Consider the following 25,585-nt stretch of genomic DNA (forward strand, 5'->3'; position numbering starts at 1 on the left):
TGATACTGCTGAATTAAATGTTGTTGGAGAAATAGCGGTTGAATTTGTCCCCAGGGAATTTCTACAGTAGTTTTGTTAGCAGAATCTCATATAGCGTTGCACTTTTGGCCGGAAGCAGCAAAGGTGACAATTGATATTCATATTTGTGATTACCAAACGGATAATTTAGAAAAAGGTAGATTTTTAGCTAACATTCTGACTAGGGAAATTAGTAATGATGATAGTTTAGAAAATTGGCATTATTTATCTATTTCTGATTAAGGACTTCCAAGAAATAAATAAACGTTAGCGTAGCGTGCGTGTAGCGCATACCGCAGAGGACACAGAGGAATAAGGGTTTGATAGTGTTTTTTTGGGAAGTCTTTTAAGTAAGCGCCTAAAAGCACCAAGCAATTAGAAAGGAAGCAGAAATATAAGCAAAAGTTTCAATTAAACCTGCACCAACATTAGGAATTTCTTGATTAACAATTTCATCATAAAACCTGACACCGGGAACTAAAATTAAATCGGCTAACCAGCGAATTCCTATTAGAGAAATTAAACAAAATAAGAGTGTTAAACTGTATTGAGTAAAACTAAAAATCCAATTTTGAAATTCTGTGGAAAATGCGACTATAATAATATTCCCAGTCGCAATTAGTAAACCAGCTAAAGCTACACCTGCGGCTGGATTATTGCGTCTTTCTATTTCCGCAAAAACATTATATTTAGTAATTAAGGGATAAACATAAGTGACTAAAACCAGGACACATAAACATTCCAAAATAATAGCTAACTAAAGCAATAGCAACCGCAGGATTATCTTTTACAAATAATTCTACATTCAATTCCATGCGCCGTCTAAATAATTTTTGATAGGCGAATTGTCCTATCCAAAATAAGCCAAACCCTACTAACAATTCTACAGTAATAACTCCTGCTTGAGTCAAAGCTGACATGATTAATTCATTCATTTTTATTCCCTATCAATGTTTGAAATAAACTAATTAAAGTATCAGCTAATTGATCATAAAAGAAGTAATCATGAGCGCCGATAGTTTTTCTATATGTGCCACCAAATCTACTTTTAAATTGGGAGAACTTAGTATAAGCATGATTAGGTTCTTTGGTAAATCCATAGAAATCATAAAATTGACAACCCCGGATTTTAGCTTTTTGCATTGCTTCCCAATGTAAGCCATAACTGGCCATAACTTCTCTATGCAATAAGCTCGTTCCACCATATAAATAAGTTGCGACATTACCGCAATATATCACTAAAATGGCTGCTATTATTTCCCCTTTCCAGGTAGCTAAACCAATTTCTATCATGTTAGTTGTAAATAATGTTTGACAAAGATTGATAAAAAATCCATAGGGTTCAGCAAAGAAATTTTGACGCTGTGCAGTTTCCCAAAATAAATCATAAAATAAGGGAATTGATTGGGAATCATTACTAAATTCTATATTGACATGATACCGCTGACTCAACCGGATATTATAACGCCCTTTTGGCTTCATGGCGGCTAGTATTTGCTCGTTATCTGGGCGCAAGTCAATTAATAAGGTTTCATTGGGTAATAAGTCAGCAGGAGAGCGTACAAATCCTTGGAGATAATCGGGTTTTTCGTGCCAATTTGGTTCTATTCGGAAAGCTATTCCTCCCATTGTTTGAGCTATTTTTTCGGCTGTTTTTAATAATAAATTTATGCCTTCTTCTGGGTAATTTTCTGGTAAAATTGGTCCACCAGGGGAAATTAATAAATTTGCTTTGTTAGTATGGGGATATAAATAATAAATGCAGCCACCTACTAAATAATTATTTAAAAATAAGCCATAGCGAAATGTTTTGTATCCTTCTAATTCTTTAAAATCCGCCCAAGTCCAAGTTTGCATAAAGGAGCTAAACTGGGAATTATTGATGAGAATTTGCCAATTTTCTTGATCTTTTTGGGTTAGTTTTCTAATTGTTAATTGGTTTTGATGAGTCATGGTTTGTTTTTGTTTCACGCAGAGACGCAGAGGAGCAAATACGCAAAGTCAGAAATACGGTATTTATTCATTTTTGAAGCGATGAAATATACTGGCTAACCAACCTACTCCTACCATAGTTAATATAAATCCAAAGACTTTATTTTCACCACTAGAAGAGTAAGCATTACCAGAACTTGAACTTCTAGAATAGTAACCTTTTGCAAATACAGAGTCTGGTGCGACTAAATTGGCCATTAATAATGTGACTGATAAGAGGGTGATAAATTCAATGGTTTTTGGTGATAAGTTGGTTAATGGTTGATTAGATTTGATTTTTTCGGCTAAATTTTTGAGTTCAGTCGCAATTTGCGGTGGTAGTTCTTGCGCTCTTGCTAATAAGCTATTTAATAGGCTTTGACAGTCTATTTCTAGTAATAAGTCTTGGATATGTTCTAACCATGATGTTGTCATTTTTTGGCTATGATAGCGATGACGAACTGGGATATATTGATTAATGTCTATTGGGGGGTTTTTCTGTATCTGCTTGGGTGTAAATATTTTCTAACCAAAATTTAGCTACTGTGTCTAAATCTAAGGCATTACTATTACCTATTTCTGTGCTTGTTTCTTCATTAATGTCTAGAAAATTAATAATTTCCTTTGCTTCTAAATTTGATTCTAATTCAGAATTATCTATGCCATTTAGTAAGTAATAAAATAACTGTTTGTTTTCTATGGTATTAACCATGAATTGCTGGCGGTTTTTAGCAATTTCTTCGTCAAAGATAAATGCTTGGATAATTTTTTCGTAAGTTAAATATTGGAGGTTATCGGGAAGAGAAATTTTTTCTATTTCCTCTCGCTGAATTACTTCGGATGATGCTAATAAAAATCCCCATTTTCCATAATCATGATCACTAAATGAGGGAATATTTAGTTGTAAAGGTTTGGTAAATAAACCCGCTGATATTAATGTTTGATATAAACACCAAAATGCTTCTGTGTTATAATTAGGAGAAACAGCATTAATACAAGTTAATCCAGCGGGAATAAGTACGCGATTAATTTCTTGAAACCATTCTCGGCTATATATTGCAGTTTCTTCGGCTGTGTTGGGATAGGTAAAATCAGAAATAACTATGTGATAATGATTTTCTGGAAGTTGGGAAATAAACCCAAATGCTTCTTCTGTGTAGATGGTGACTTTTTCCTGTTCTAGGCTACCATGATTGTAAGGTTTAAATACTGTTTTGGCTAGTTCTAAAACTTCTGGATCATAATCTACTAAATCAATCTGTTTAACTTCGGAAAAACGTAATATATCTCTAGCGGCTAATCCATCACCTCCACCACAAATTAAGACGCGTAAATCTGTGTCAGGAAATCTGGAAATTGCCAATTTTATCGCCGGAATTACTAAATATTCATGATAAATGGCTTCATCTTGACTATGAAACTGTAATTCACCATTAATATAAAAGGCGATATAATCGTTTTGTTGTTCAATGAATAGAGAATTAGACATAAAATTTTATCCAAATATCATCATGCAAACACCGACAATCAGCACCATTAATGCTATGACAAGTTCACCAAATAGACTTGCATCTAATTTCAAGTTAGATGATTTTTTAACTACTCCTTTTTGAATGTGAGAAAATTCTTCAATTTTGACAATTTTAGTGGAGTAAATTTCTATTTTTCCCTGGGGAAAGGCTTCAATAGCTAAGTTGGTGATATGATCTTTATCCCAGTAATCCCAAGTAATTCGAGATTGGGTTTTGTTGGTTGATTCATATTTACCTTCTGTGTCAGACTCAAAGTAATAAGATTTATAAAAAAGCTGCAATTCTGGATAGGGAATACTGTCTGCTTGCATTCTTTCCCAGAGTTCAGGTAATATATTTTGTTTAGATTCTGGTACTAATAAGCGAGCATTTTGGACTAGATTAGAGATATACCAAGTAACAAGCCAGGATGGTTCTTCAGAATCATATTCTCGCAATAAGTAATGTTCAGTTCCTCCTGATGATTTTAGTAACCATTCATCAGTTTGATAACCTTCGGTATCTCGATAGGTACTGTAATCTTCTATATCCCAATCTACACCATGATACCTGACGCGATCGCCTGCACGCATATCCTGGAGTTGTTTTTGAGCATCAGTTATAGACATAAATGCTTTACTATGAGCAAGTGTGACTTTTAAAACAGCGTTGATTTAGTTTACTATATAAAGCGGTGGTAGCAAAATTTAACAACATGAGTGGTAAATTAATTGTATTTGAAGGGGTGGAAGGTTGTGGGAAAACTACTCAGATGCAACTGTGTTCTCAGTGGTTAGAAAGTTTAAATATATCTGTCGTGCTGACTCGTGAACCGGGGGGAACAGAGTTAGGAACGGATTTGCGGAGGTTATTATTGGAAAAGTCACCTAGTAAACCAGTGGGGGAAATCACGGAACTGCTATTGTATGCTGCGGATAGGGCGCAACATATTGAAGAGGAACTAAAACCGAGTTTAGCTATGGATAAGTATATCCTATGCGATCGCTATACTGATTCTACTATTGCCTATCAAGGTTATGGCAGGGGTTTAAGTATGAGTATAATTAATCAACTTAATCAGATTGCTACAGGTGGTTTAGTCAGTGATTTAACTATTTGGTTAGATGTAGATGTAGAGGTGGGGCTTTCTCGCAAACGTGGACAAGCTACACTAGATAGAATTGAACAAGAAACTATTGCTTTTCATCGTCGAGTACAGCAGGGATATACTGAGTTAGCTGTATCTTATCCATCCCGAATTGTGCAGGTAGATGGGAGTGGGAGTCAAGAGGTAGTGCAACAAAGTATACAGGAAATTTTAAGCGATCGCCTGTTTTTATAATTATGTTTTCGCCATTAGTCGGACAACAGCAAGCGGTAGAATTATTAACTCAAGCTGTTAAACAAGACAGAATTGCACCAGCTTATATGTTTGTCGGTGCAGATGGTATAGGCAAAAGTTTAGCAGCCCGGTGTTTTATTGAATTACTTTTTTCTAGTTCTCTAAAACCTGATCAAATTCCCATTTTACAAAATCGGATTCGTCAAAGAAATCATCCGGCTTTATTGTGGGTAGAACCAACTTATCAATATCAAGGACAAAGACTCACCCCAGCAGAAGCAGCAGAAAAGGGAGTTAAACGCAAAGCACCTCCAGTGATTCGTTTAGAACAAATTCGAGAAATTACCCAATTTCTTTCTCGTCCACCATTGGAAGCATTGAGAAATGTCATAGTTCTAGAACAAGCAGAAACAATGGCAGAATCTGCCGCAAATGCGTTATTAAAAACTTTAGAAGAACCAGGAAAAGCGACATTAATTTTAATTGCCCCTTCACCGGAATCTGTATTACCAACTTTAGTATCTCGTTGTCAAAAAATTCCTTTTTATCGTTTGGATACTGCGGCTATGAATCAGGTTTTAACACAAACAGGAAATGGGGAGATTTTACAACATCCAGAAGTTTTGAATATAGCCGCAGGTAGTCCGGGAAATGCAATGTCATCTTATCAACAATTACAAAGTATTCCTAGTGAGTTTATAGCACAGGTCAAAAAAACGCCGACATCTTACCGTCATGCTTTAGAATTAGGAAAAAAAATTGATAAAGAATTAGATACCGAGTCCCAATTATGGTTAGTTGATTATTTACAACAATATTATTGGCAACAAATACATGAACCAAAAATTATTCAACAATTAGAAAAAACTCGAAAATATTTACTTTGTTATGCCCAACCTCGCTTAGTTTGGGAATGTACATTTTTAGCTTTATTGCAAATATCGCAAAATTAACTTCTGCCAATTCATCAACATTTAATCAATAACCGTCACGGAAATAAACATATAGGAACTATTAAACGAATTAACCAATAATAATGATGTTTTACACCAAAAAAATTATGATAAGTCGTATTTTTTTTATGATTATTTTGAATTCCCTATCCTGTAGTATTAAGAAACCAATAATAATTTCCAATCCCTCTCCAAAATCTACACAAATATCCAATGCTTCGCCACTTCAAAAGCAAGAATCTAGATCCCTTTTTCCTATTATCCAAAATAGTAAATGGGGTTATATTGACACAACTGGAAAAATAGTGATTCAGTCGCCTTCAAACTTGGTTAGAGAATTCTCTGAAGGATTGGCTGCTGTTAGAAGAGGGACTAAAGTAGGCTATATTGATACCACTGGCCAAATGGTGATTGAACCTCAGTTTGACGAAGGTTATGACTTTTCCGAAGGATTGGCAATAGTTGGAACTGGTACGATTTCTGTAGATAGTCAACCACCCAACATGACTAATGTGAAATGGGGCTATATTGATATTACCGGAAAAATAGTTATTAAACCTCAGTTCAAAGACAAGCCAGGTAATTTTTCCGAAGGACTAGCAGCCGTAAATATTGGGGATAAGTGGGGCTATATTGATACCACTGGAAAAATAGTAATTAAACCTCAATTTAATTGGGCTAGTACCTTTATACAAAGGCTTGCACTAGTAAAAATTGGTGAAAAACAAGGCTATATTGACACCACTGGAAAATTTGTCTGGAATCCGACTAACTAAGAAGTTAGGTAATCAGTTGAGATATATACAAGTAGTCTAAGTAGTCGCAATTAATTGTACATTTTGATTTATTTGGCATGGATTCCCTAAAATCGTTATATCCAGAAGTTAGAGCAGTTCTTCAGAATTCTATTCCGTATTTTTGGCCAGAATTGAAGTTAATTCTGGAGAAATTATTGGTTAACAGTGGACATGAAAAGTGCTGGTTTTGTTGCTACAGCCTGTGCTACTGGCGCTATGGTAGGAACTGATAATATTGAATTAATTGAAGCTTGTGGAATCTTTGGTCATCATTTAGGAACAGCCTTACAAATTTTAAATGACATGGAATCGATATGGCAACCTACTGGTATCACTGACTTACAACAAGGAAAAATTACCCTTCCTTTACTATATGGCTTACAATTCAAACATCCTGATCAACAAGAACTTCTCTCCATAATCGCTACTAATGAAATCGCAAATTACGCTGAAAGAGTTAAACAAATATTAGACAATATTGATACAAAAAACTTCCTAATTTGGGCGGCTCTAAAAGAACGGGAACAAGCCTTAGAAGCTATTAAAATTTGTCCCAACAGTGAGGGAAGAGAAGTATTGGAATCCTACATAACGGGGATGTTTGGAGACATCGATTTACTATTGCAACAACCAGAAGGTGAACAAACTTAATCATAGAGGAGAACTTCAGAGCGCCATCAATAGCCTTGTAACTTGTCAAGATATTCAGCAGCGTCTTATTCCCACCCCGTAATTTAGTTCCAGTACCTTAACTACGAAGGATTCTAAAAAAATTATGGTTAGCTTATCTACAGTTTTGGAAAACATCACTTATGGTTTTCAGTCCATGACGTATCCAGGTGATTTCAACATTGTTATTGTTGTCTGTGGGAAATGAAAGCACAACTTCCACGATGGTAAGTAGGTAAACATAAGAAAAATGATATATGTTTAGTTCCAGTACCGTGAACTACGAAGGATTATTAAAAAATTATGGTTAGCTTATCTACAGTTTTGGAAAACATCACTTATGGTTTTCAGTCCATGACGTATCCAGGTGATTTCAACATTGTTTATGATAACAGTGAAAATAATTTTGAATGTGTGGGAATTCAGCAAACTTTTGTGGGGAAGCATTGGACTGAATTGACTTTGGAAACACTGCTAGAACAAAAATCTGCTCTTGGCTTTCTGACTCCAGAAGCATTCCAATTTTATCTCCCAGCTTATTTGTCAATTGTAATTCAGGAGTTTGATGAAGTTGACGTTTTACCAGACAACACTGTTTTTTATTTAACGCTTCCATTAGAAGTTGATCAGTTATATCAGTTAAACGCTATTCAGGATTTACCAAATGACCTCCAGCCTGCATTTGGTCAATCAGCAAATGAAATTAAGTTCATGATTAATCAATTTCTGCTTGAAGAGCTATCTCGTTCTACTCAAAAGGTTCACAATTTTATAGAGCGAGTTTCTGGATTTAACCAACAACAAGGTCAGGCTATTCGGTATTATTTAGAATACCTGTCTGAAAACACAGATTATTTTATTCGTGATCAACCAAAAGTGGCTATTGATCGTTACTGGTTCATCTTCCCGCTTTAATAAATGAAGATGAAGTTAAAAACTAGCGTATACAATATTGTTGATCAGATCAACAAACTTCATCTTGAAGACCCCAAAGTATATGATTATTGGGATGATTTGACAAAAACACTTTCGGCAGATGAGAAACTAACTATTCAATTTCTTGAGAGTTTAGATGATAAAAATACCGTAAATACTATCAGTGCTGTATTTGAGGATGTAGCATATAACTTACAGAGTCTAGCATTTATTAACTATATAGAATCACTTCAAACGAAATTTCCTGATTTGTTATTGGAACACATGGTAGACGCAGCTCGTAATACCATCAACATGGATGATGCTGAAGTGTAATCAGTCGCAAAGAGAATACCTATTATTCCTACCTAAATTCACGAATGGTTCATTAAATATTATCCTACTGTGATGAAATTTCTGAGTGCGATCGCCTGACGTAAAAGAGATATATTCTCAACATCTGAAAATAGCGGAATTCGCCGATAAGTGACTAAAGTTAAAAAATATACTCCCCCTAGCACATAAGAACGACGATTATGAGATTTTCAAATTTAGCCTCAAGCTGATTGCCAGTATTAATACGGACATGATACCATATATTTACTAAAGACTCAAAAACCGCGAGGTACGAGTATGTCATTCCAGCGCGTTCATGACTCTAGTCCGAAAAATAGTCAAACATCCTCAAATCACTACCCATTCGGACCTCGTCCTTTCCCTGTCCAACAGCCTCAAAGACCACAAACACCAGAAGAACTGGAAAAACAGGCTTTTAAACAAGACAAGTTTGAAGCCATGGGATTAGAAGTCAAGGAAACACGCGGCACAATTACACCTGAAGAGTCAGAACATCTAACTGTCCTACAAGCGAAAATGGATAGCTTTTTGCAAAGACAGTGGGATGCAGTCAAAGGAAGACCGAATCTTTTGGATATTGCCATAAATAATCATCAAGCTGCACAGCAAAATCAATCTGTACAACAGATTCAACCTAGTCTACTTGCGAGTAAACCAATTAGGGCAAATTCCACACACAGATCATCAGCACCTCTTCAACCTCAACTAAATACTCATCAACCAAATAGGATAACTTTCACACCTTCACCAACAGTATCTCTTCAGGCCAAATTAACTGTTGGTCAACCAAACGATCAATATGAACAAGAAGCAGATCGAGTTGCTGAGAGGGTCATGAGTATGTCTCCTCCCTCAACTCCCAATATTCAGCGTCAAAGCCAGGAAGCATGGACAACAAACATTAATCAAAAACCAATAGCCAGCAGTATTACACCGCTAGTCAGTCGCAAGGCAGAATCAGAAGAGGAAGAGGCTATTCAACCCAAGTGTGACACTTGTGAACAAGAAGAGCAAATTCAACTATCGCCTAACCCAATCCAAGCATCATCCGATGGTACTATTCAAGCACAACCAAGTCTGGAAAGTCGGTTAAATGCCACTAAAGGTGGAGGAAGTCCTTTAGCTGATGGGGTGCGAAACTTTATGGAACCCCGTTTCGGTGCTGATTTTAGTCAGGTGCGGGTACATACGGGTTCTGAAGCGGTGCAGATGAATCGGGAATTAGGCGCACAGGCATTTGTTAATGGTAGTGATGTTTATTTTGGGGCGGGGAAAGCACCGGGAAATAATGAGTTGACGGCACATGAGTTGACTCATGTGGTGCAGCAGACAGGGGCTGAACCTAATCATACTAAACAACCAGCATCAGAACAACAATATAATATTAATATTCAGTCAAAATTACCAGCTGAATCTATTGTGCAACGTCAAGAACTCTCCACAGATGTACAGACTGAGCAAACCGAAGAAGAGGCAACTAGAGCAGCAGAAATAGATAGAATACGTGCTGATCAAGAAGTAGTAACAAGAGCCGCTTATGGTCTTTACGCAACGGATGGCTTGACAGATGTTGCAGTAGGATTAAACGCTGAATTAATGTCTGGGAGACTTGGGGAACGAATGACGGTAGAAAGGGCGCGTACACTAATTAGCATCTATCATATTTTAGAGACTCGTTTACAATCGCCAAATGCACATCTTGATGAAGATGGTTTACCTCAACCAGTTGGTTCACCGTATAGATTAGAGGAAGACAGGGGAATAGACGAGCTAGATTGGGATTCATCATCTCCCCTAGCTGGTATAGTGGATGACATACCACCGTTTGGCAATCTGGATTACTGGATAACATTAACACATAGTCCAACTACATCACCGCGTCGGCGTGCAAGAGCTACAGATGGAACTACTGAACCTGAACCAGATATATCTGGTGTTGACCAAGCACCAAGTCGTGCTGGAGCTTACGGTGCTGCATTAGGTCAATTAACAAATGTGGATTCAGAAAGTTTTGATGTTGAGAATGCTATATTAACTGCTCTTTCAGGTTTATCAGCTAGTTTAGGATTTGCGGCTGAGTTAGGAGAAGTTTTTGGTGGCAGTGTGGCTTTGTTTTTCACAGACGTTATTTTGACATTAGTGGGTTTGTACTATACAGTTGAACAAATTACCCGTAGAACCCTAGCTGATTTAGCTAATATTGCTGGTAGAAGTGCGTTAGCTGCTGCAAATAACTTAATTAGGCATTGGCAAAGACAAGGATTTTCTTTCCCTAGCATTACCACCAATGATCTTGATAGAAACAGAGAATCAGCCTTTGCTCAACAATTTAATCAATGGATAAGTTCATCTATAGGTGTAGGAACAGATCGTCAACGCCGTCTGGAAATGGTTCAAGAATCAGAACGTCAATCATTAGCAAAATTAGCTGAAAGTCTGACTCGATTTCTGCAAAGGGAAGATGAACGTTTTAGAGCGTATCTGAATCAGCGAATCACAGAACAAAATCCTGGCAGAACTCCTGAGCAGATTGAGTCGGTAGTTCAAGGAGTATATAATCGGAGTATTCATAATCGTAGGATTCAGATACTTCAGGAAGTTATTGATTCTGCTATTGGAGAATTGCGCTCTGTAAGAGATTAGTGCGATCGCTATCAGTACACCAATATTTAATGTGTCTCTGCCTGCTAGTTGGTTAACAACTTTAGTTAAAGTATCACAGATGTCACTTTTTTAGTGTGATAGCGAAGCACTGCTGTCCGCAGATCGCTTTTGTAGAGACTGTCTTAATTGTCAAGCGATCGCATTTAAAAAGTTAAATTTTCCCAATCACCTAAATAGCAGAAAAGTAAACTTTAGACTTTACTGGATCAGGAATCATTGTTTTATCTCCTGGTTGCCAATCAACGGGACAAACTTCATCAGAGTGAGATTGAACATACTGCACTGCTTGTAAAGTTCGCAGAGTTTCATCCACACTGCGACCAAAAGCTAAATTATTAATTGTAATATGTTGTAAAATGCCGTCTTTATCAATAATGAACAAACCACGTAAAGCAATACCAGCTACAGGATCAAGAACATTATAAGCGGCACTAATTTCTTTTCTAATATCAGAAATTAGGGGATAATTTAAATCACCAACACCACCAGATTTCCGATCTGTTTGAATCCAAGCGAGGTGAGAAAATTCACTATCAACAGAAATACCAAAAACTTCTGTATTCAATTTGCTAAATTCTGGATAGCGATCGCTAAAAGCGGCAACTTCAGTGGGACAAACAAAGGTAAAATCTAAAGGATAGAAAAACAACACTACATATTTACCACGATAATCAGACAGTTTAATGGACTTAAACTCTTGATCAAATACGGCTGTTGCGGTAAAATCAGGAGCTTGTTGACCAACACGCAGGCATCCTTCATTTCCATAAGTGAGATTCATAAACCTAATTCTCCTTCACGTTATATCCATATTCATGATTCCCTGAACACTGTCAGAGTTTAATTGTATCAGGTCACGGTGAATGGGAGTGTGTGCCGAAGACTCATAAAATCGCCATTGTCCAAAAAGAACCGCAAAGCAGGAGTAAAAAACCTGACCAAATAATTCTGTAAAAATTTGATATAATTTGGCATTAGCATTAGTAAATAATATTCGGGAATGTAAACTTGTGAATACATCAGAATGGTTACTGACTAATGGCTTGGGTAGTTTTGCCAGTGGCACAGTTTCTGATGTCCGCACCCGTACTTATCACGGTTGGCTATTTGCTGTTGGAAATCCCCCTTCAGACCGAAAATTATTACTTTCTCACTTAGAAGCAAGTTTAGAAATAAAAGGGGAAGTGATAGCACTGGGGACAAATTTCTGGAGTAATGGTCAAATTGATCCCCAAGGCTATAAATTATTACATTCTTTTGAACTTAACCCCGTACCTAAATGGACTTGGGGTGCAGAAAATTGGCAGTTAACTAGACAGTTAATTATGCCTTATGGATTGGAGAAAGAAGCCCTTAGTTCGGCGATATCTTTTAACCAAAGGCTGTTAATTCAGTATCGCTATGAAGGCAAAGAAACAGCAATTTTAAAGTTACGGTTAATTATTGGCGATCGCAATTTTCATCACCAACAAACTCATAGTCAAGAATTACATTTTTCTCAATTATTGGGTCAACAACAAGTCTGTCTCCAAGCCATTAATGCTGACCAATTTGGGACACCTTGGCATTTACGTTGGACAAAAGGAGAATACAGCGGAGATGCAGTTTGGTATTGGCATTATGGATTACCAGAAGAGACAAAACGGGGATTAGGCGATCGCGAAGACCTTTATAGTCCTGGATATTTAACAGTTCATTTCCAACCTGGAGATATCATCACCTTAGAAGCAAAAGTAGGTTTACCCGATGCCCATGAACCACTTCTTTCACCCGATAGTTTTGCAGAAGCAGTAGACGCAGAACAAGAAAGACTCACAAATATTTTTACCCCCAGTGAACAAAAAGAAAAATCTTTTCATTCCCTATCAACGACTAAACAACAACTTCTCAAAGCAGGGGATCAATTTATTGTTCACCGCGCTTCTATTGCCGGACCCACTATCATTGCTGGCTATCACTGGTTTAATGATTGGGGCAGAGATACCTTAATTGCTTTACCCGGATTGGCGCTAGTTCCCCAGCGATTTGATCTAGCCAAAGGACTATTAAATACTTTTGGGAAATATTGTCGTCATGGACTAATTCCTAATGCTTTTCCTGATGTTGATGGTGAACCTTTTTATAATAGTATTGATGCTACCCTCTGGTGGATTGAAACTTTAGGACTTTACTTAGAAGCTACCCAAGATTGGCAGTTTTTAGCAGCACAATTTCCGATTGCCCAACAAATTCATAAGGCTTTTGTGGGTGGGACTCGCTACAATATTCAAGTTGATGCCACTGATGGGCTGGTGAGTTGGGATACTTGTGGTGTTTCCCTAACTTGGATGGATGCGGTAGTTGACGGCATACCTGTTACACCCCGTCGAGGTAAAGCAGTGGAAATTAATGCCCTGTGGTATTCAGCGTTATGTTGGTTTAGTATGTGGGCAGAAAAACTGAGTCAGCTTGATGTTGGTGACGCTGTGCGGCTGTCTAAACAGGGAAAACGCTACGCCCAACAAGCAGAACAGGTAAAAGCCTCATTGCAAAAATTTTGGCATCCCCAGTTAGGCTATTTGTATGACACCATTGAACCAGATGATCGTCGCAATTCCCAAATTCGTCCCAATGCAGTTTTAGCTTTATCACTACATCATTGCGGTTTTGCTCCATCTCAAGGACAACAAATATTAAACTTAGCCACCGATAGACTACTTACACCCTATGGACTACGTAGCCTTGATCCCAGAGATCCCCAATATATAGGTAAATATGAGGGCAATCCTCAAAAACGCGATCGCTCCTATCATCAAGGTACAGTCTGGAGTTGGCTAATTGGCGCTTATATCCGCGCCTGGCAGCGTTTTTACCCAGAACAACCATTACCTTTTGACTGGCAACCATTATTAGATCACTTTCATCATAGTGCTTGCCTGGGATCAATCTCGGAAATTTTCGATGGTGATGCTCCCCATTTACCCAGAGGAGCGATCGCCCAAGCTTGGTCTGTAGCCGAAGTGATCCGTCATCTGTGAACAAACAACCAGCCAAGGAGAAATATACTTCGTTCTTCTGTTGACTCCCAAAAAACTTTAATATTCCTGCTGGAATTATCCTCTGTTAGAAGTTATTATTGTAAAGATAATTTGCATCTCAGAAATGGCAAGATAGTCTAAAAAATAAGAATTCACAAAAACAAAGTTTAGGTGCAATCTTCTATTATATCATCGAACCTCAACAACAAGTTCAATTCCTCTCTGATTCTTGCTTTTATACTACATACCTCATCCTGCGGATGATTCTGTGAATTCTTTCTTGATAAAATTTCTATTCAACTGATCCGAGTGAACGATAACAGCTATGTCTTACGTATCCCTTTTGAAAAACATACCAGAAATATTAAGTCAACCAACGGGGGTAGCCGCTATAGCCTCGCTTGGTATTCACGGTGCTATTGCCTTAATTGTGCCATTCATGCCAGTTAACTCTAGTCAATCTTCAAACACTGACTCCACAAAAGCAGTCGGGCTAATGGAATTGAGTCCCGCAGATCAAAGCCGACTACCACAAGCCCCCAGTACATCCCCAGTAGCTTTACAGCAACCCCAACTACCCCTACAACAACAGCTACCAGCTAATAACTTCGGCAACTCATCAACTATTTATCCCCCCATCCAACCATCATCATTATCTACTCAACCAATATTACCCGTTATTCCTAGCTCACCAACCAACTATAACCTCTCATACCTACCTCGGAGGCAATCTATCCAAAGATTGACTCCCAATAATTTACAAGCAGAAATATCTCGGTTGCAAGCGAGAAGTACATTTTCTCCATCTACTTCTCCGTTCGTAAATAATAATAATTTCAATACCAGAAGAATCCCCGAAACTGAACCTCTAGATATCAATAGATTGCCACAAGTTAGGCAGAATAACGAAATACCTGGAGAACCACTAAATAACCCATCATCTGAACCTATTGATATTGGTAGTACAATAGCCGCAGGAGTTGCACCACCACAAACAATAGAGTCAGAAGAAAATAAAGTTAGAGTTGTTCAAAATGGCGAAAAAATAGCTTTAGCAGATACTTCTGTGAGGAAATCACCAGAAATTCTCACAAACCAATCTGAACCAAAAAGCGAAGCAAATAAACAACTGTTGGCTAAACTGGATGCTTACAACACCCTGAGACAAAACATTCGCCAAGAATATCCGAATGTCAAAGAAAAAGGGGTAATTAGGGAAGTCATCTCGACAGGTAAATCAGAGATGGAAGGTACAGTTTTGGGTAGATTAGTTGTAGATCCAGATGGTAAAGTCTTAGATATTAAATTCCAAGAAGGAACGGGATCACAGAAGTTACAATCTAAAGCTAGAGAGTTTTTTAATGCTAACCCACCCCAAGCTGATAAACAACTAACTACTTCTTATGCTTTCCAATTGCGATTCCAAAATAATCCTCCTGCTTCTGGAGTAAGTGCTAATATCCAACCTGCACAAACTCTAAATCCTGAAAAAGTATCTACTTCTGAAAAACAACCTGCACAAACTCTAAATTCTGAAAAAGTATCTACTCCTGAAAATTCCCAGAATCGTCTAGATACCCCTAGAGTAAATACCCTTAATCCTACACCTTCACCTACAGAAAACAACGATAAGCCTACCGTATCTACAGAATCAAATCAACAACTCATCCAAAAATTACGTCAAATCAAGGAAGAGAGAAAAAACCCTTAACTAATCCTGGCGACTAGAAGTCACGCGCCACTTGCTACAAGTCGGGGAACCCGCCCAACGCAGTGGCTTGGCTACACAGACAAAACCCCTTCGGGTTCGCCAGTTCCCTACGGTGGGAGACCCGCCTACAGGACTGGTCTCACCACCTCCGTGGGTTAAATTCCAAATTTCTGTTAGTCCACGTAGGTGGACTTTGCTTGTGTAGTAGTGAATTATATTCGCCCAAAACTTTTCAAACATCCTATTTCCACAATGGACAATGTACAATTGACGATTAACAATGAGTTATGGATACCGCAGAAATATATTATAAATGGATTGGATTACTCTCCTGCGATCGCTACAATCTGACTTTCTCAAAAGGTTAACATCTGGTTGTTTACTCCATTGTGAAATAGAAGGTCAACATAGTGAATTAACTATTATTTCTGGTAACAGATTAAAAACATTGCGGGAATTTTGCTGGTTAATGGCAGAAAAATATAAACGTACTTCCCCAGTCCGTGACGTTTTTATTAATAATCTCAAAGGTAAATTAGGTGAAGAAGTTGTTAAAGAAAGGTTAGCGGATTTTATTACTGAAATTGATTATGAAAAACGTTTTGGTGGTGATGGTAAAAGTGATTTTACTCTGACTGCTAATTCTGTAGTTGGTGTGGAAGTAAAATCCCGTCACGGTAGTATTGATAGAGTTAGGTGGTCAGTTAGTGCTGAAGAAGTGGAGAAGAATGCAGTAATTGTCTGTATATTAATTCAAGAAGAAGTTAATGAAGCCCAATCTGCATATCACCTTTTTTTGGCTGGATTTCTCCCCACTCAAATGATTAAATTGAAAACTGGGAAAATTTCTTTTGGCATTAATCAATTATTATATGGTGGTGGTTTATTTTCTTATTTAGAACAATTTCAAGTTTCTAGTAATTCTCATTTATCTCAGCATTCATTGAGTCCCAACCAATCTATTCCTGTTGATTTAACTAATGTTTATTTAACTAGTGGCGATGAATATTTCCAAAAAGGGGAATATGCAGCCGCAATTAATAGTTATAATCAAGCATTAAAACTTAATGATCATGACGCTGATATTTATTATAAACTAGGTTTAGTTAATTATCAATTAGGAGATTATCATACAGCGATCGCTAATTACAGCCAGGCAATAAATATTAATATTAATCATGGTAAATCCTATCATCAAAGAGGTTTGGCATATTATCAAATAGGTGCTTATCAAATAGCCATAGAAGATTATACCCAAGCCATTAGAATTAATCCCCATATTGCTATTAATTATAAAAATCGGGCTGATGTTCGTTCTCATATTGGTGATAATCAAGGGGCAATAGAAGATTATAATCAGGCAATTAATATTAACCCTCATTATGCCACCACCCAGAAAAACAAACAAATATCTCGTTATTTATTAGATTATCAACAGCAATTACAGCCAGTAATTAATATTGATCCTGATGATGCTATTGGTTATAAAAATCGCGGTAATAATCGGGCTGAATTAGGAGATTATGAAGGGGCGATTGCCGACTATACCCAAGCAATTCAAATTAATAATCATGATGTTGATGCTTATTATCATCGCGGTAATGCTTACTCTGATTTAGGAAATTATTCAGCCGCAATTACTGACTATACTCAGGCAATCAAAATTAATTCTCAATATATTGATGCTTATTATAATCGGGGAAATGCTCGTTTAGAAGTAGCCGATAAACAGGGTGCAGTTGAGGATTTTCATAAAGCCGCAGATTTGTATTGGCAACAAGGAAAATTAGCAGAATATAAAGATACACAAGCTAGAATTATAGAATTAGAAATAGAAGCATCTTTAGACATTTTAAACTTTTAAGGAAAAAATAATGGGTAGTTGCAAAAATATCAAGACAATATGTGGCTTAATTTTGATAACTTCGATAATCAGCTTTGGGAATGCAGTCATAGCATCTGTGAAAAATCAGCCCCAGATCATAGTTAAACAGCAACCGCAGAGAAAAAATTCTCAACCCCATCCAGCTTTTCAAGCAATTCTCCCGGCTTTAAAGCAAAAAACCCAGATTAAGATTTTATTACCTAAGTATATTCCTGAATCAGACGGAGAAAATCCACTTTACGCGATTATCGAAACTGCTACAAAAAATAAGTACGAGATATTACTAGGATTTAGTCCAGATTGTAATGGGGGTACAGCCTGTCGTCTCAGTATAATTACAGGAGAAACTATTACACGGGCAACACCTCGCCTAACTGGTAAACCTGTATTTCTAGCTCAGGGTATCAAAGGCTATTTTGTTGATTCTCGTTGTGGTGCTAATTGTTCAGATGCCACATTAACTTGGAGACAAGGAGGGGTGCAATATAGGATCGGATTAAAAGCTGGTCTTTACAATTCCTTAATAAAAATGGCAACCTCCGTAATTTCGCCCTAGTTAAAACAAAATTTTGTATACAGAATAGGAATTGCGAGTTACATCATTGGGCAATACCATGAATTATCAACAGCAATTAGCAAAGTATCTGAAGTATCCAGTCTTATCAGTAATGTTAGGGGCTAATTTAGTAATCACAGGTATAGCGTCTACCGCTTTAGCCCAAACAACGCCAGTATCATCGGTGGGTCAAGGTGTTACATTTACCTGTAATGATACAGAAGCAACCATCAAAGCCAAAAATGGACCCAAGGTAACTGTTGGGACAACAAGTATCTATATTGGTTATCAACAAGTATCATCTGTCAATAAAAATCCCCGGATTGTTCGTTTTGATAATGGTGTGAAGAAATGGTGTCGTAGTGATTATGAAACAACTGGTGATGATGGTACAGGTTATGGACTAATTTGGGATGGAAGCGGAGTTTTATATGGCGTTTTCTCCTCTACAGGTACACAGACTGGCAATGATTTCCGCCGTTTTGCTAGTGGACGTTGGTTAACCAGTTATGGTAGCGGTGGTGGGGCAAAAATAGGAGTTATAGCCCGAATTAATCCCATTAATGGGGATGTCAACTACGCTACATTTTTACCCGCTAAAAAAAGCGATGGGAAAACTAACTCTCTAACTGTTAAAGAATTATCATGGAATGGTACAACTCTGACTGTAAAAGCAGATTCTACATGGAGTCCACTGCGTGCGAATAAAACTCGCATGACTTGTGTTGCAGGTACTCCATCACCTATTAAATACACAGCCGTATTTACAGGCGATTTAATCAAAGTTAATTCTGCTTCAGCTATAGGTTGTAGTTAGATGGGAATTCAAATAGATAACATAAATTGCTAGTAGTTTGTCAAAAAGTAATTGACAGGTAAATAATCTTCCTTCTTCCTTCTTCCTTCGCGCTCTTCGCGTCCTAATGCCTACGGCACGCTCCGCGAACGTGGTTCATTTCTTCTTTATTCATCAAAATGTATTTATAGATCAGGTGCGTTAAAAGTAGTTAACGCACCTTCTTTATTTTACTTTTGGGAGACCATATTCATATCCCAAGTATACAAACCAATTTGGTGAGGAACTCTGACAAATCGGCCTGTGCGATGACCCCTAGATAGTTCATTGAGAACCTTATTTTTGACCTCTCTAACTTCTTCTGCATTCAGATGTCCATAAATGCCATTGACGATTTCATTAACATTAAAAATTCGTCCAGCATTGTCTTCTAGGAATACAGTTAGAGCATCAATTAAAAATTGACCCTCAAATTGTGGCAACATCGGTACTACTTTCATCTGAGGTCTGATGAAATGTTTGTTGGTTTTAGTAGCTTTAATGCCTCTAGATATTCCCTTAGTATGAATAGGAGCAAGTGAACCTAAATCTAGAGTGTAACAGCCAGGTTCATTAGGAATGCCAGACCAATAGCCACTTTCTCGTCCTTGAGTCAGAGATGATTGGACTCTACCTTTAACGACTTTAAAGATAGTAGACTCTAAATCACCATAAAGCGATCGCACAATAAAATCTATGTGACAGACGGTCCCAACAAATTCTCGCAAGAGCTTCTTTAAAGCCTCCATGCGAGTCATATTCCCATAGTGGGGAAGCATAGGAATCTCTTCCCCTTTCGTGACATAGTGACGACGCTTAGGGGGCGAATTATCTGAATCTCTAACTTCGGAAAGGGAATGAGTGATTTCTAAAGAGTCTGATGTTGAATTTTGCGACTCTAAAGACCGCCAAGTTTCCCGATTAGGGCTGTGGTTAGAAGACAACAATAACAATGAATCTTCTTCAACATCCTCAATTTGTGATAGTTCTTCATTGTCATCAGTGTAAGACCAAGTAGACAACAAAGATTCTACATGATCTAATTGCGATCGCGCCTCTATGAATAGACGTTGGTATTTTTGGGCGAGACTCCCATAGTAATCTCGTAATTCCAACAATGGCGTAATAAATACATCGGGTGGTGATTTTAATTGTCCTGGAGAATTCATAGCAATTCAATCAATCTAAAGTTGTATCGCTGGTATAAGACATCGGTCGAGGTTTACTCGGTTGAGATACCTGTAATGATTTTTTAGGAGGTTGGGGAGGACGACAACTTTCACAATATAGAGGGCGTGTTCCGAAAGTTTCCCGCTTTGTAGCCTGATTACATTCTTTACAAACAAAGTTAAAAACTCTCGTGTGAATCAGCCTTTTGTGCGCTCTGACAGTATATTCTCTAACATCAATTACTTTGGTTGCCATAATTAATAATTGCCAATCTCAATCCTCTTTATATAGCTATTCAAGCAAATGAAACTGTATCAGTGTGTGTTTTTATGGAAGTTTTCCAAAAAATCGAAAAATCCTATCCAAGCCAGAAAAAAGAATAGCTATTTCCGATATATTAACAGTGACAGAGATATATTTACTCATCCATTAAGTCATAGGCTTAACAGGAATATATAAAAAATTATTACCCGCGTAATTACTAAATACAACAGTGCTTTTTAACATCTATCCTGAGAATTAATTATATAATTGCAAATATAGTTTTAGGCATATTTTCAAACATAGGTAATCACTAATTAGGGCTTGCGGAAAAAGTCGTAGGAGCGTATCTCTGACGGGAGATGGAAGCGTCAGCATTTGGTGCAAGGGCGTATCCCTGACGGGACTGGAAGCATCAGCATTCGGTGTAAGGGCGTATCCCTGACGGGACTGGAAGCATCAGCATTCGGTGTAAGGGCGTATCCCTAACGGGGGCTGGAAGCATCAGCATTCGGTGTAAGGGCGTATCCCTAACAGGGGCTGGAAGCATCAGCATTCGGTGTAAGGGCGAAGCATTCGGAAAATAAACTTGGGAAAAACCGATAATTTATCGTCCGAATGCTTCGCCCCTACTGGGGAAAAAACCGAGAATTAATCGCCCGAATGCTTCGCCCCTACTTGGGAAAAACCGATAAATTATCGTCCCTACTTGGATAAAAATGAAGGATGAAATGAAAAGTCATTCCACCCTTCAGGGTTTAACCTACAATTAACCCAGAGGAATTTTCACAGCTTTGTGTCTTCCTTCTTCCGCTTTGGGAATAGTAAGACGGAGAATTCCATCCTTATAATCTGCCTCTACTTTGTCATTTTCTACGACTGTAGGCAAAGCGATTACCCGTTCAAACCTGCCATAACGAAATTCCGAACGAGTTGTACCTTCTTCTTCCGTTTTAGTTTCCGATTTCCTTTCACCACTAATAAAAACGGATTCAGGAGTGACTTCGAGATTAATATCTTTCGCGTCTAAACCTGGTATTTCCACTTTCAAATTCAAATTACCATCAGCTTCAGAAATTTCAGCAGCAGGAATAAAAGTTATTCCTTCTCTTTGATCTCCATTAGTTGGTAATAATTGTTCAAACAAGCGATCCATTTGTCGCCGGAGAACGCCCATTTCAGAGAATGGATCCCAGCGTTCTATTTCCCGGAAAGGTTCCCAACGTATAAGTGCCATAACTATCTCCTCAAAAATTCACTATTGGATTTCTTGATTTGTTAAGCCTAAAGCTTCAGCTTGTCACTTGGTAAACAATAATACGACTGGTCTAACTTTTAACTTTCAAATTTTTGAAGCTTTATCTTTGGCTTCCTACCTAAATAATAACACTAGAAAATAAATTGATTACAGTTCGGTTTTATAGATATGATTATCGTAATTACCGTATTATTGTGGCGATATTTCCAAAATCAAATAATTATCCTATATCTTGTAAAGATTGAATAACACTTTTAAGTAAAATATTTCTAGCTTTATTAATGAAAAAGTGATCACCATCTATCATTTGCAAAGAAAAAGGAGCAATAGTTTGTTCACACCATGCTTCTAGTTCATAATCAGTAAATTCTTGATCTTTTAACCCACCAAAAACACTAATAGGAAAATCAAAAGCTGGTTGATGTGTGTAAATATAGGTATCTAAAACCGTAAAATCTGCCCGGAGAATAGGGAGAAAAAGTTTCATAATCTCTGTATTTTTCATGACATCATCAGGAGTGCCATTAAAATTCCGAATTTCCTGCCAAAACTCTGGATCTGGTAAATTGTAAATAGGTTTTTTTGTCGGAGTAACTTGTGGTGCATTGCGAGCAGCAATAAATAGATGTAATGGAGTTAAGCCATAATCTGACCGTAGTAAACGAGTTAATTCAAAACTGACTAATCCACCCATACTATGACCGAAAATAGCAAAGGGTTTATCTAGATAAGGGCTGATATTTTGGGCTATTTCCTTGACCAACAGTTGCATTTTTGTGTAGAGAGGTAATCGCATTTGTCTTCCCCTTCCAGGAAGTTCTAGAGGACACACTTCAATACTTGAGGGTAAATAATCCGGCCATGTCCGAAAAACCGTGGCGCTACCCCCTGCATAGGGTAAACAGAATAGACGTATTTTGGCTTGGGGGTTGGGTTGAGGACAAGTTACCCAGGAATTAAAGGTGGTTTTGGTTGTCATAAAATTTTAAGTAGGATTTGCTGAACAAGTCTTAGATGGGTTTTTATGGAAATGCAAAGTTTTTGATTTAGAATAGATTCTAGCTTTATATGGCTACCGCCCCGCTATTCAGCAAGCCCTACTTACAACTGGCTAGGTTATTGAAAGTTCAGAAGATTCAAGTCTTTAACTGTGGCACTGAAAACAACCGAGATGAAAAAAAACCCCGTCCTTGAGGACGGGGTATAAAAAAGTCGGGACAGGGCATTGCCACGACTATAAACGGGCGCACCAGAGAGAGTAAGACTACATCGCTAGTGCGACGCTGCCGAAAAGGTAGTATCAGTCAGTGAAGCGTCAATACAGATATGAATTAGGAAGCTTGAACACCTGCCAATTTTTTGCCCTTTCCGCGCTTAATCAGTAAGCCTCCAACTCCTAAAAGAGCAGTACCTAAGATGGTACTAGATTCAGGAACTCTTTCAGGAACAGCAGTTTGATTAATTGGTGAAATTTCCAAGTCTCCAGAGAGAAGCAGAGAAAAAGGTAAAGACTCCGGTGTTTTTGGTAATAGTCCTATAAACTCTTCAACGTCAGATGGATTTGCGTCAGATGGAACAAGAGTTAATAACTCTGGTGGTAGCACCTGTGGTAATAAGGCATTACCATAAATTCTGATCGTATCTATACTATTTGCAAAAGCATTAATTTCAAAAAATAACCCAGAGGAATCCACACCAGTTGAGCCAATATCACCATCAGCAGGCACTATGTTTCCAAGTATAGTAATCGTATCCGCAGAAACTCCAGAAGTAAATAAGTTATCTAATGCAGACTTAGATAAATTATAAGTTTGGGAGGAAAGAGCGGGAGCTAAAACATTCAAATTAAAATCTGTAATCAAATCACTAAAATCCGGGCTGGGAGAGTCATTAATATCAATTGTTCCGTTAAAAACTAAAGGTGGTGCAGAGGAACAATCTATCTCAGAATTAAAAACAGTTAACTTACAAGTAGTATTTTGGAAACTAAGTCCTAATGTTACGGCTGATGCCGTTTGTAAATTAGCAAAACCTATTATTGTTCCAGCCATAACAACGGAGACCGTTGTTGTCAACATTTTAGTAAATTTTTTGATCATCTTCCTTGAAAAGTGGTGCAAGTAGTTTTGCTTGTATAGCAAAAACTACAGATATTAAGTATTTCAGTATAATCAACGCTTTCGTATATTTTGTCTATCTATCTAGAGACATAGATACAGTTGAACTATTGTATAGTTATCTAAAGATAGATTTTAAAATCTCTTGAGAAACACTCTAAAGACCCAAAAATCACTATGCCAACAATTAATAAAAAGTCAACAAAAAAAGCCTGGGCAGGGGCAATATCTCAACCGGCAACAGAGTTTCCTGTTACTCAACTACCTATAATTGCTGGTAAAATTCCTGCTAGTTTGCGGGGTACACTCTACCGAAATGGACCAGGACGACTAGAACGAGATGGTATTCGTGTGGGGCATTGGTTTGATGGAGACGGGGCAATTCTCGCTGTTAATTTTAATGATGTTGGTGCTACTGGAGTTTATCGCTATGTGCAAACCATTGGTTATCAAGAAGAGACTGCTGCGGGTAAATTGCTGTATGGTAATTATGGCATGACTGCACCAGGAATTATCTGGAATCAATGGATAAAACCAGTGAAAAATGCGGCTAATACTTCCGTTTTGGCATTACCTGATAAACTTTTGGCATTGTGGGAAGGTGGTAAACCTTATGCTTTAGATTTACAAACTTTAGAAACTTGTGGTGAAGATGATTTGGGAAGTTTAACTAAAGACTTAAATTATTCTGCCCATTATAAGCATGATATATATACAGGAGAAATTTTTAATTTTGGTGTGAGTCCTGGATTAAATGCCACACTTAATGTTTATAAAAGCGACTCTACAGGCAAAATTATCCAAACAGCAACACATCAATTACAAGGAGTACCATTAATACATGATTTTGTATTAGCGGGACAGTATCTTGTCTTTTTTGTTTCCCCAGTTCGATTAAATATTTGGCCAGTTTTGCTAGGAATAAGCACCTATAGTGATTGTTTAGAATGGCTTCCTGAATTAGGAACTCAAATTATAGTTTTTGACAGAGAAAGTTTATCTTTAGTCAGTCGGGGTGAAACTGAACCTTGGTTTCAGTGGCATTTTGCTAATGGTTATGTAGATCCTAGTGGTGCAGTGATTGTAGATATTGCTCGTTATGAAAATTTCCGAACTAATCAATATCTACAAGAAGTAATGACAGGAGAAACTCAGACTATTGCTAATAGTACATTTTCCCAAGTGCAACTTAATCCTCAAACTGGAAAGGTAATTAAAATTGAGCAACTTTCCCAGCGACATTGTGAGTTTCCTAGTGTTCCTGGACAAAATTTAGGTCAATTTTCTCGCTATACTTATATGTCAGGATTCCAGCCAGAAACAGATGTTAGTAAGGAAATTTTAAATAATATTGCTCGTTTTGATCACCAAACTGGAACTTTAATAGAAGCAACTATTGGCGAAAATTGCTATCCTTCCGAACCAATTTATGTTCAAGATTCACAAAATTCTGGACAAGGTTGGATTTTAACTGTGGTTTATGATGGTAATAATAATTGTAGCGAAGTTTGGGTATTTGCCAGCGATTTACTACATGAAGAACCTGTTTGTAAATTAGGATTACCCAATGTTATCCCC

The 25,585-nt window shown here is 37.5% G+C and carries 25 protein-coding genes and 1 pseudogene; 14 read left to right on the forward strand and 12 right to left on the reverse strand.

Features of this window, described 5'->3' with window-relative positions; translation table 11 throughout:
- The first annotated feature begins 72 nt into the window (after positions 1 to 72).
- Complete coding sequence (locus FJR38_RS02355) at positions 73 to 261, forward strand: S-adenosylmethionine decarboxylase (protein ID WP_168535178.1); 189 nt, start codon at positions 73 to 75, stop codon at positions 259 to 261.
- A 115-nt stretch (positions 262 to 376) separates the two neighbouring features.
- Here FJR38_RS02355 and FJR38_RS02360 read toward each other — a convergent pair whose 3' ends face one another.
- The 6 genes from FJR38_RS02360 to FJR38_RS02380 all read right to left on the reverse strand — a co-directional run bounded on the left by FJR38_RS02360 (position 377) and on the right by FJR38_RS02380 (position 4,129).
- Positions 377 to 763, reverse strand: coding sequence for a DUF350 domain-containing protein (locus FJR38_RS02360; protein ID WP_217359324.1), 387 nt, complete (start codon positions 761 to 763; stop codon positions 377 to 379).
- A complete protein-coding gene (locus FJR38_RS27640) occupies positions 708 to 953 on the reverse strand; it encodes a DUF350 domain-containing protein (protein ID WP_217359322.1) in 246 nt (81 codons plus the stop codon). Before FJR38_RS27640 ends, FJR38_RS02360 begins: the two co-directional genes overlap by 56 nt.
- On the reverse strand, positions 946 to 1,971 hold the full coding sequence (locus tag FJR38_RS02365) for a peptidoglycan bridge formation glycyltransferase FemA/FemB family protein (RefSeq protein ID WP_168494720.1): 1,026 nt from the start codon (positions 1,969 to 1,971) through the stop codon (positions 946 to 948). Before FJR38_RS02365 ends, FJR38_RS27640 begins: the two co-directional genes overlap by 8 nt.
- 63 nt (positions 1,972 to 2,034) lie before the next feature.
- Positions 2,035 to 2,424 carry a hypothetical protein gene (locus tag FJR38_RS02370; RefSeq protein ID WP_168535179.1) on the reverse strand — a complete coding sequence of 130 codons (390 nt, stop codon included), beginning with the start codon at positions 2,422 to 2,424 and terminating at the stop codon, positions 2,035 to 2,037.
- Positions 2,425 to 2,464: 40 nt separating this feature from the next.
- Positions 2,465 to 3,478: a hypothetical protein gene (locus FJR38_RS02375; protein WP_168535180.1), complete on the reverse strand. Its 1,014-nt coding sequence runs from the start codon at positions 3,476 to 3,478 to the stop codon at positions 2,465 to 2,467.
- Positions 3,479 to 3,484: 6 nt separating this feature from the next.
- Positions 3,485 to 4,129, reverse strand: a complete 645-nt coding sequence (locus FJR38_RS02380) for a DUF4178 domain-containing protein (RefSeq protein WP_168494710.1) — start codon at positions 4,127 to 4,129, stop codon at positions 3,485 to 3,487.
- 86 nt (positions 4,130 to 4,215) lie between these two features.
- Between FJR38_RS02380 and tmk the strand changes: the two genes are divergently transcribed.
- The 7 genes and pseudogenes from tmk to FJR38_RS02415 all read left to right on the forward strand — a co-directional run bounded on the left by tmk (position 4,216) and on the right by FJR38_RS02415 (position 11,176).
- Positions 4,216 to 4,842 (forward strand): dTMP kinase, encoded by a 627-nt coding sequence (tmk, locus tag FJR38_RS02385; RefSeq protein WP_168535182.1) that lies wholly within the window; start codon positions 4,216 to 4,218, stop codon positions 4,840 to 4,842.
- A 2-nt stretch (positions 4,843 to 4,844) separates the two neighbouring features.
- The gene (locus tag FJR38_RS02390; protein WP_168535183.1) at positions 4,845 to 5,795 is read left to right on the forward strand and encodes a DNA polymerase III subunit delta'; all 951 of its coding nucleotides are present in this window, start codon (positions 4,845 to 4,847) and stop codon (positions 5,793 to 5,795) included.
- A gap of 83 nt (positions 5,796 to 5,878) precedes the next feature.
- On the forward strand, positions 5,879 to 6,571 hold the full coding sequence (locus FJR38_RS02395) for a WG repeat-containing protein (RefSeq protein WP_217359963.1): 693 nt from the start codon (positions 5,879 to 5,881) through the stop codon (positions 6,569 to 6,571).
- 183 nt (positions 6,572 to 6,754) lie between these two features.
- A pseudogene (locus FJR38_RS02400) lies at positions 6,755 to 7,243 on the forward strand (polyprenyl synthetase family protein); the annotation flags it as partial.
- Between the two features lie 321 nt (positions 7,244 to 7,564).
- Positions 7,565 to 8,176: a DUF6714 family protein gene (locus FJR38_RS02405; RefSeq protein WP_168535184.1), complete on the forward strand. Its 612-nt coding sequence runs from the start codon at positions 7,565 to 7,567 to the stop codon at positions 8,174 to 8,176.
- A gap of 9 nt (positions 8,177 to 8,185) precedes the next feature.
- Positions 8,186 to 8,512: a hypothetical protein gene (locus FJR38_RS02410; protein WP_168535185.1), complete on the forward strand. Its 327-nt coding sequence runs from the start codon at positions 8,186 to 8,188 to the stop codon at positions 8,510 to 8,512.
- 297 nt (positions 8,513 to 8,809) lie between these two features.
- Entirely contained in the window at positions 8,810 to 11,176 is a 2,367-nt protein-coding gene (locus FJR38_RS02415; protein ID WP_168535186.1) for a DUF4157 domain-containing protein, read from the forward strand.
- Positions 11,177 to 11,366: 190 nt separating this feature from the next.
- On the opposite strand, the gene FJR38_RS02420 is transcribed toward FJR38_RS02415, so the two are convergent.
- Positions 11,367 to 11,978, reverse strand: coding sequence for a peroxiredoxin (locus tag FJR38_RS02420; RefSeq protein ID WP_168494702.1), 612 nt, complete (start codon positions 11,976 to 11,978; stop codon positions 11,367 to 11,369).
- 187 nt (positions 11,979 to 12,165) lie between these two features.
- On the opposite strand from FJR38_RS02420, the gene FJR38_RS02425 reads away from it, so the two are divergent.
- The 5 genes from FJR38_RS02425 (at position 12,166) to FJR38_RS02445 (ending at position 19,183) form a co-directional block, all read left to right on the forward strand.
- Positions 12,166 to 14,214, forward strand: a complete 2,049-nt coding sequence (locus FJR38_RS02425; protein WP_174763853.1) for an amylo-alpha-1,6-glucosidase — start codon at positions 12,166 to 12,168, stop codon at positions 14,212 to 14,214.
- 325 nt (positions 14,215 to 14,539) lie between these two features.
- Positions 14,540 to 15,925 carry a hypothetical protein gene (locus FJR38_RS02430; RefSeq protein WP_168494698.1) on the forward strand — a complete coding sequence of 462 codons (1,386 nt, stop codon included), beginning with the start codon at positions 14,540 to 14,542 and terminating at the stop codon, positions 15,923 to 15,925.
- 313 nt (positions 15,926 to 16,238) lie between these two features.
- Positions 16,239 to 17,789, forward strand: coding sequence for a tetratricopeptide repeat protein (locus FJR38_RS02435; RefSeq protein WP_168494696.1), 1,551 nt, complete (start codon positions 16,239 to 16,241; stop codon positions 17,787 to 17,789).
- 7 nt (positions 17,790 to 17,796) lie between these two features.
- Positions 17,797 to 18,366, forward strand: a complete 570-nt coding sequence (locus FJR38_RS02440; protein ID WP_371418135.1) for a hypothetical protein — start codon at positions 17,797 to 17,799, stop codon at positions 18,364 to 18,366.
- A 58-nt stretch (positions 18,367 to 18,424) separates the two neighbouring features.
- Positions 18,425 to 19,183 carry a hypothetical protein gene (locus FJR38_RS02445; RefSeq protein WP_168535190.1) on the forward strand — a complete coding sequence of 253 codons (759 nt, stop codon included), beginning with the start codon at positions 18,425 to 18,427 and terminating at the stop codon, positions 19,181 to 19,183.
- Positions 19,184 to 19,392: 209 nt separating this feature from the next.
- Here FJR38_RS02445 and FJR38_RS02450 read toward each other — a convergent pair whose 3' ends face one another.
- The 5 genes from FJR38_RS02450 to FJR38_RS02470 all read right to left on the reverse strand — a co-directional run bounded on the left by FJR38_RS02450 (position 19,393) and on the right by FJR38_RS02470 (position 23,968).
- Positions 19,393 to 20,370: a hypothetical protein gene (locus FJR38_RS02450; protein WP_168535192.1), complete on the reverse strand. Its 978-nt coding sequence runs from the start codon at positions 20,368 to 20,370 to the stop codon at positions 19,393 to 19,395.
- A gap of 10 nt (positions 20,371 to 20,380) precedes the next feature.
- Positions 20,381 to 20,626, reverse strand: a complete 246-nt coding sequence (locus FJR38_RS02455; protein ID WP_168494687.1) for a hypothetical protein — start codon at positions 20,624 to 20,626, stop codon at positions 20,381 to 20,383.
- A 775-nt stretch (positions 20,627 to 21,401) separates the two neighbouring features.
- Positions 21,402 to 21,869 carry an Hsp20/alpha crystallin family protein gene (locus tag FJR38_RS02460; protein WP_168494685.1) on the reverse strand — a complete coding sequence of 156 codons (468 nt, stop codon included), beginning with the start codon at positions 21,867 to 21,869 and terminating at the stop codon, positions 21,402 to 21,404.
- 241 nt (positions 21,870 to 22,110) lie between these two features.
- The gene (locus FJR38_RS02465) at positions 22,111 to 22,869 is read right to left on the reverse strand and encodes a thioesterase II family protein (protein ID WP_168535194.1); all 759 of its coding nucleotides are present in this window, start codon (positions 22,867 to 22,869) and stop codon (positions 22,111 to 22,113) included.
- A gap of 352 nt (positions 22,870 to 23,221) precedes the next feature.
- A complete protein-coding gene (locus FJR38_RS02470; protein ID WP_168535199.1) occupies positions 23,222 to 23,968 on the reverse strand; it encodes a PEP-CTERM sorting domain-containing protein in 747 nt (248 codons plus the stop codon).
- Positions 23,969 to 24,184: 216 nt separating this feature from the next.
- Between FJR38_RS02470 and FJR38_RS02475 the strand changes: the two genes are divergently transcribed.
- Positions 24,185 to 25,585 (forward strand): carotenoid oxygenase family protein (locus FJR38_RS02475; protein WP_168535201.1); only part of this gene is annotated, 1,401 nt, incomplete at its 3' end.

Origin of the sequence: Anabaena sp. UHCC 0253 (assembly GCF_009712085.1) — a bacterium.
In the GTDB taxonomy this organism is placed as follows: domain Bacteria; phylum Cyanobacteriota; class Cyanobacteriia; order Cyanobacteriales; family Nostocaceae; genus Dolichospermum.

Bases quoted from the DNA above. Each gene is read 5' to 3' on its own strand.
- FJR38_RS27640 (WP_217359322.1), bottom strand. From the start codon at position 953: ATGAATGAATTAATCATGTCAGCTTTGACTCAAGCAGGAGTTATTACT.
- FJR38_RS02365 (WP_168494720.1), bottom strand. From the start codon at position 1,971: ATGACTCATCAAAACCAATTAACAATTAGAAAACTAACCCAAAAAGAT.
- FJR38_RS02370 (WP_168535179.1), bottom strand. From the start codon at position 2,424: ATGACAACATCATGGTTAGAACATATCCAAGACTTATTACTAGAAATA.
- FJR38_RS02375 (WP_168535180.1), bottom strand. From the start codon at position 3,478: ATGTCTAATTCTCTATTCATTGAACAACAAAACGATTATATCGCCTTT.
- FJR38_RS02380 (WP_168494710.1), bottom strand. From the start codon at position 4,129: ATGTCTATAACTGATGCTCAAAAACAACTCCAGGATATGCGTGCAGGC.
- tmk (WP_168535182.1), top strand. From the start codon at position 4,216: ATGAGTGGTAAATTAATTGTATTTGAAGGGGTGGAAGGTTGTGGGAAA.
- FJR38_RS02390 (WP_168535183.1), top strand. From the start codon at position 4,845: ATGTTTTCGCCATTAGTCGGACAACAGCAAGCGGTAGAATTATTAACT.
- FJR38_RS02395 (WP_217359963.1), top strand. From the start codon at position 5,879: ATGATGTTTTACACCAAAAAAATTATGATAAGTCGTATTTTTTTTATG.
- FJR38_RS02405 (WP_168535184.1), top strand. From the start codon at position 7,565: ATGGTTAGCTTATCTACAGTTTTGGAAAACATCACTTATGGTTTTCAG.
- FJR38_RS02410 (WP_168535185.1), top strand. From the start codon at position 8,186: ATGAAGTTAAAAACTAGCGTATACAATATTGTTGATCAGATCAACAAA.
- FJR38_RS02415 (WP_168535186.1), top strand. From the start codon at position 8,810: ATGTCATTCCAGCGCGTTCATGACTCTAGTCCGAAAAATAGTCAAACA.
- FJR38_RS02420 (WP_168494702.1), bottom strand. From the start codon at position 11,978: ATGAATCTCACTTATGGAAATGAAGGATGCCTGCGTGTTGGTCAACAA.
- FJR38_RS02430 (WP_168494698.1), top strand. From the start codon at position 14,540: ATGTCTTACGTATCCCTTTTGAAAAACATACCAGAAATATTAAGTCAA.
- FJR38_RS02435 (WP_168494696.1), top strand. From the start codon at position 16,239: ATGGATTGGATTACTCTCCTGCGATCGCTACAATCTGACTTTCTCAAA.
- FJR38_RS02445 (WP_168535190.1), top strand. From the start codon at position 18,425: ATGAATTATCAACAGCAATTAGCAAAGTATCTGAAGTATCCAGTCTTA.
- FJR38_RS02450 (WP_168535192.1), bottom strand. From the start codon at position 20,370: ATGAATTCTCCAGGACAATTAAAATCACCACCCGATGTATTTATTACG.
- FJR38_RS02455 (WP_168494687.1), bottom strand. From the start codon at position 20,626: ATGGCAACCAAAGTAATTGATGTTAGAGAATATACTGTCAGAGCGCAC.
- FJR38_RS02460 (WP_168494685.1), bottom strand. From the start codon at position 21,869: ATGGCACTTATACGTTGGGAACCTTTCCGGGAAATAGAACGCTGGGAT.
- FJR38_RS02465 (WP_168535194.1), bottom strand. From the start codon at position 22,869: ATGACAACCAAAACCACCTTTAATTCCTGGGTAACTTGTCCTCAACCC.
- FJR38_RS02470 (WP_168535199.1), bottom strand. From the start codon at position 23,968: ATGTTGACAACAACGGTCTCCGTTGTTATGGCTGGAACAATAATAGGT.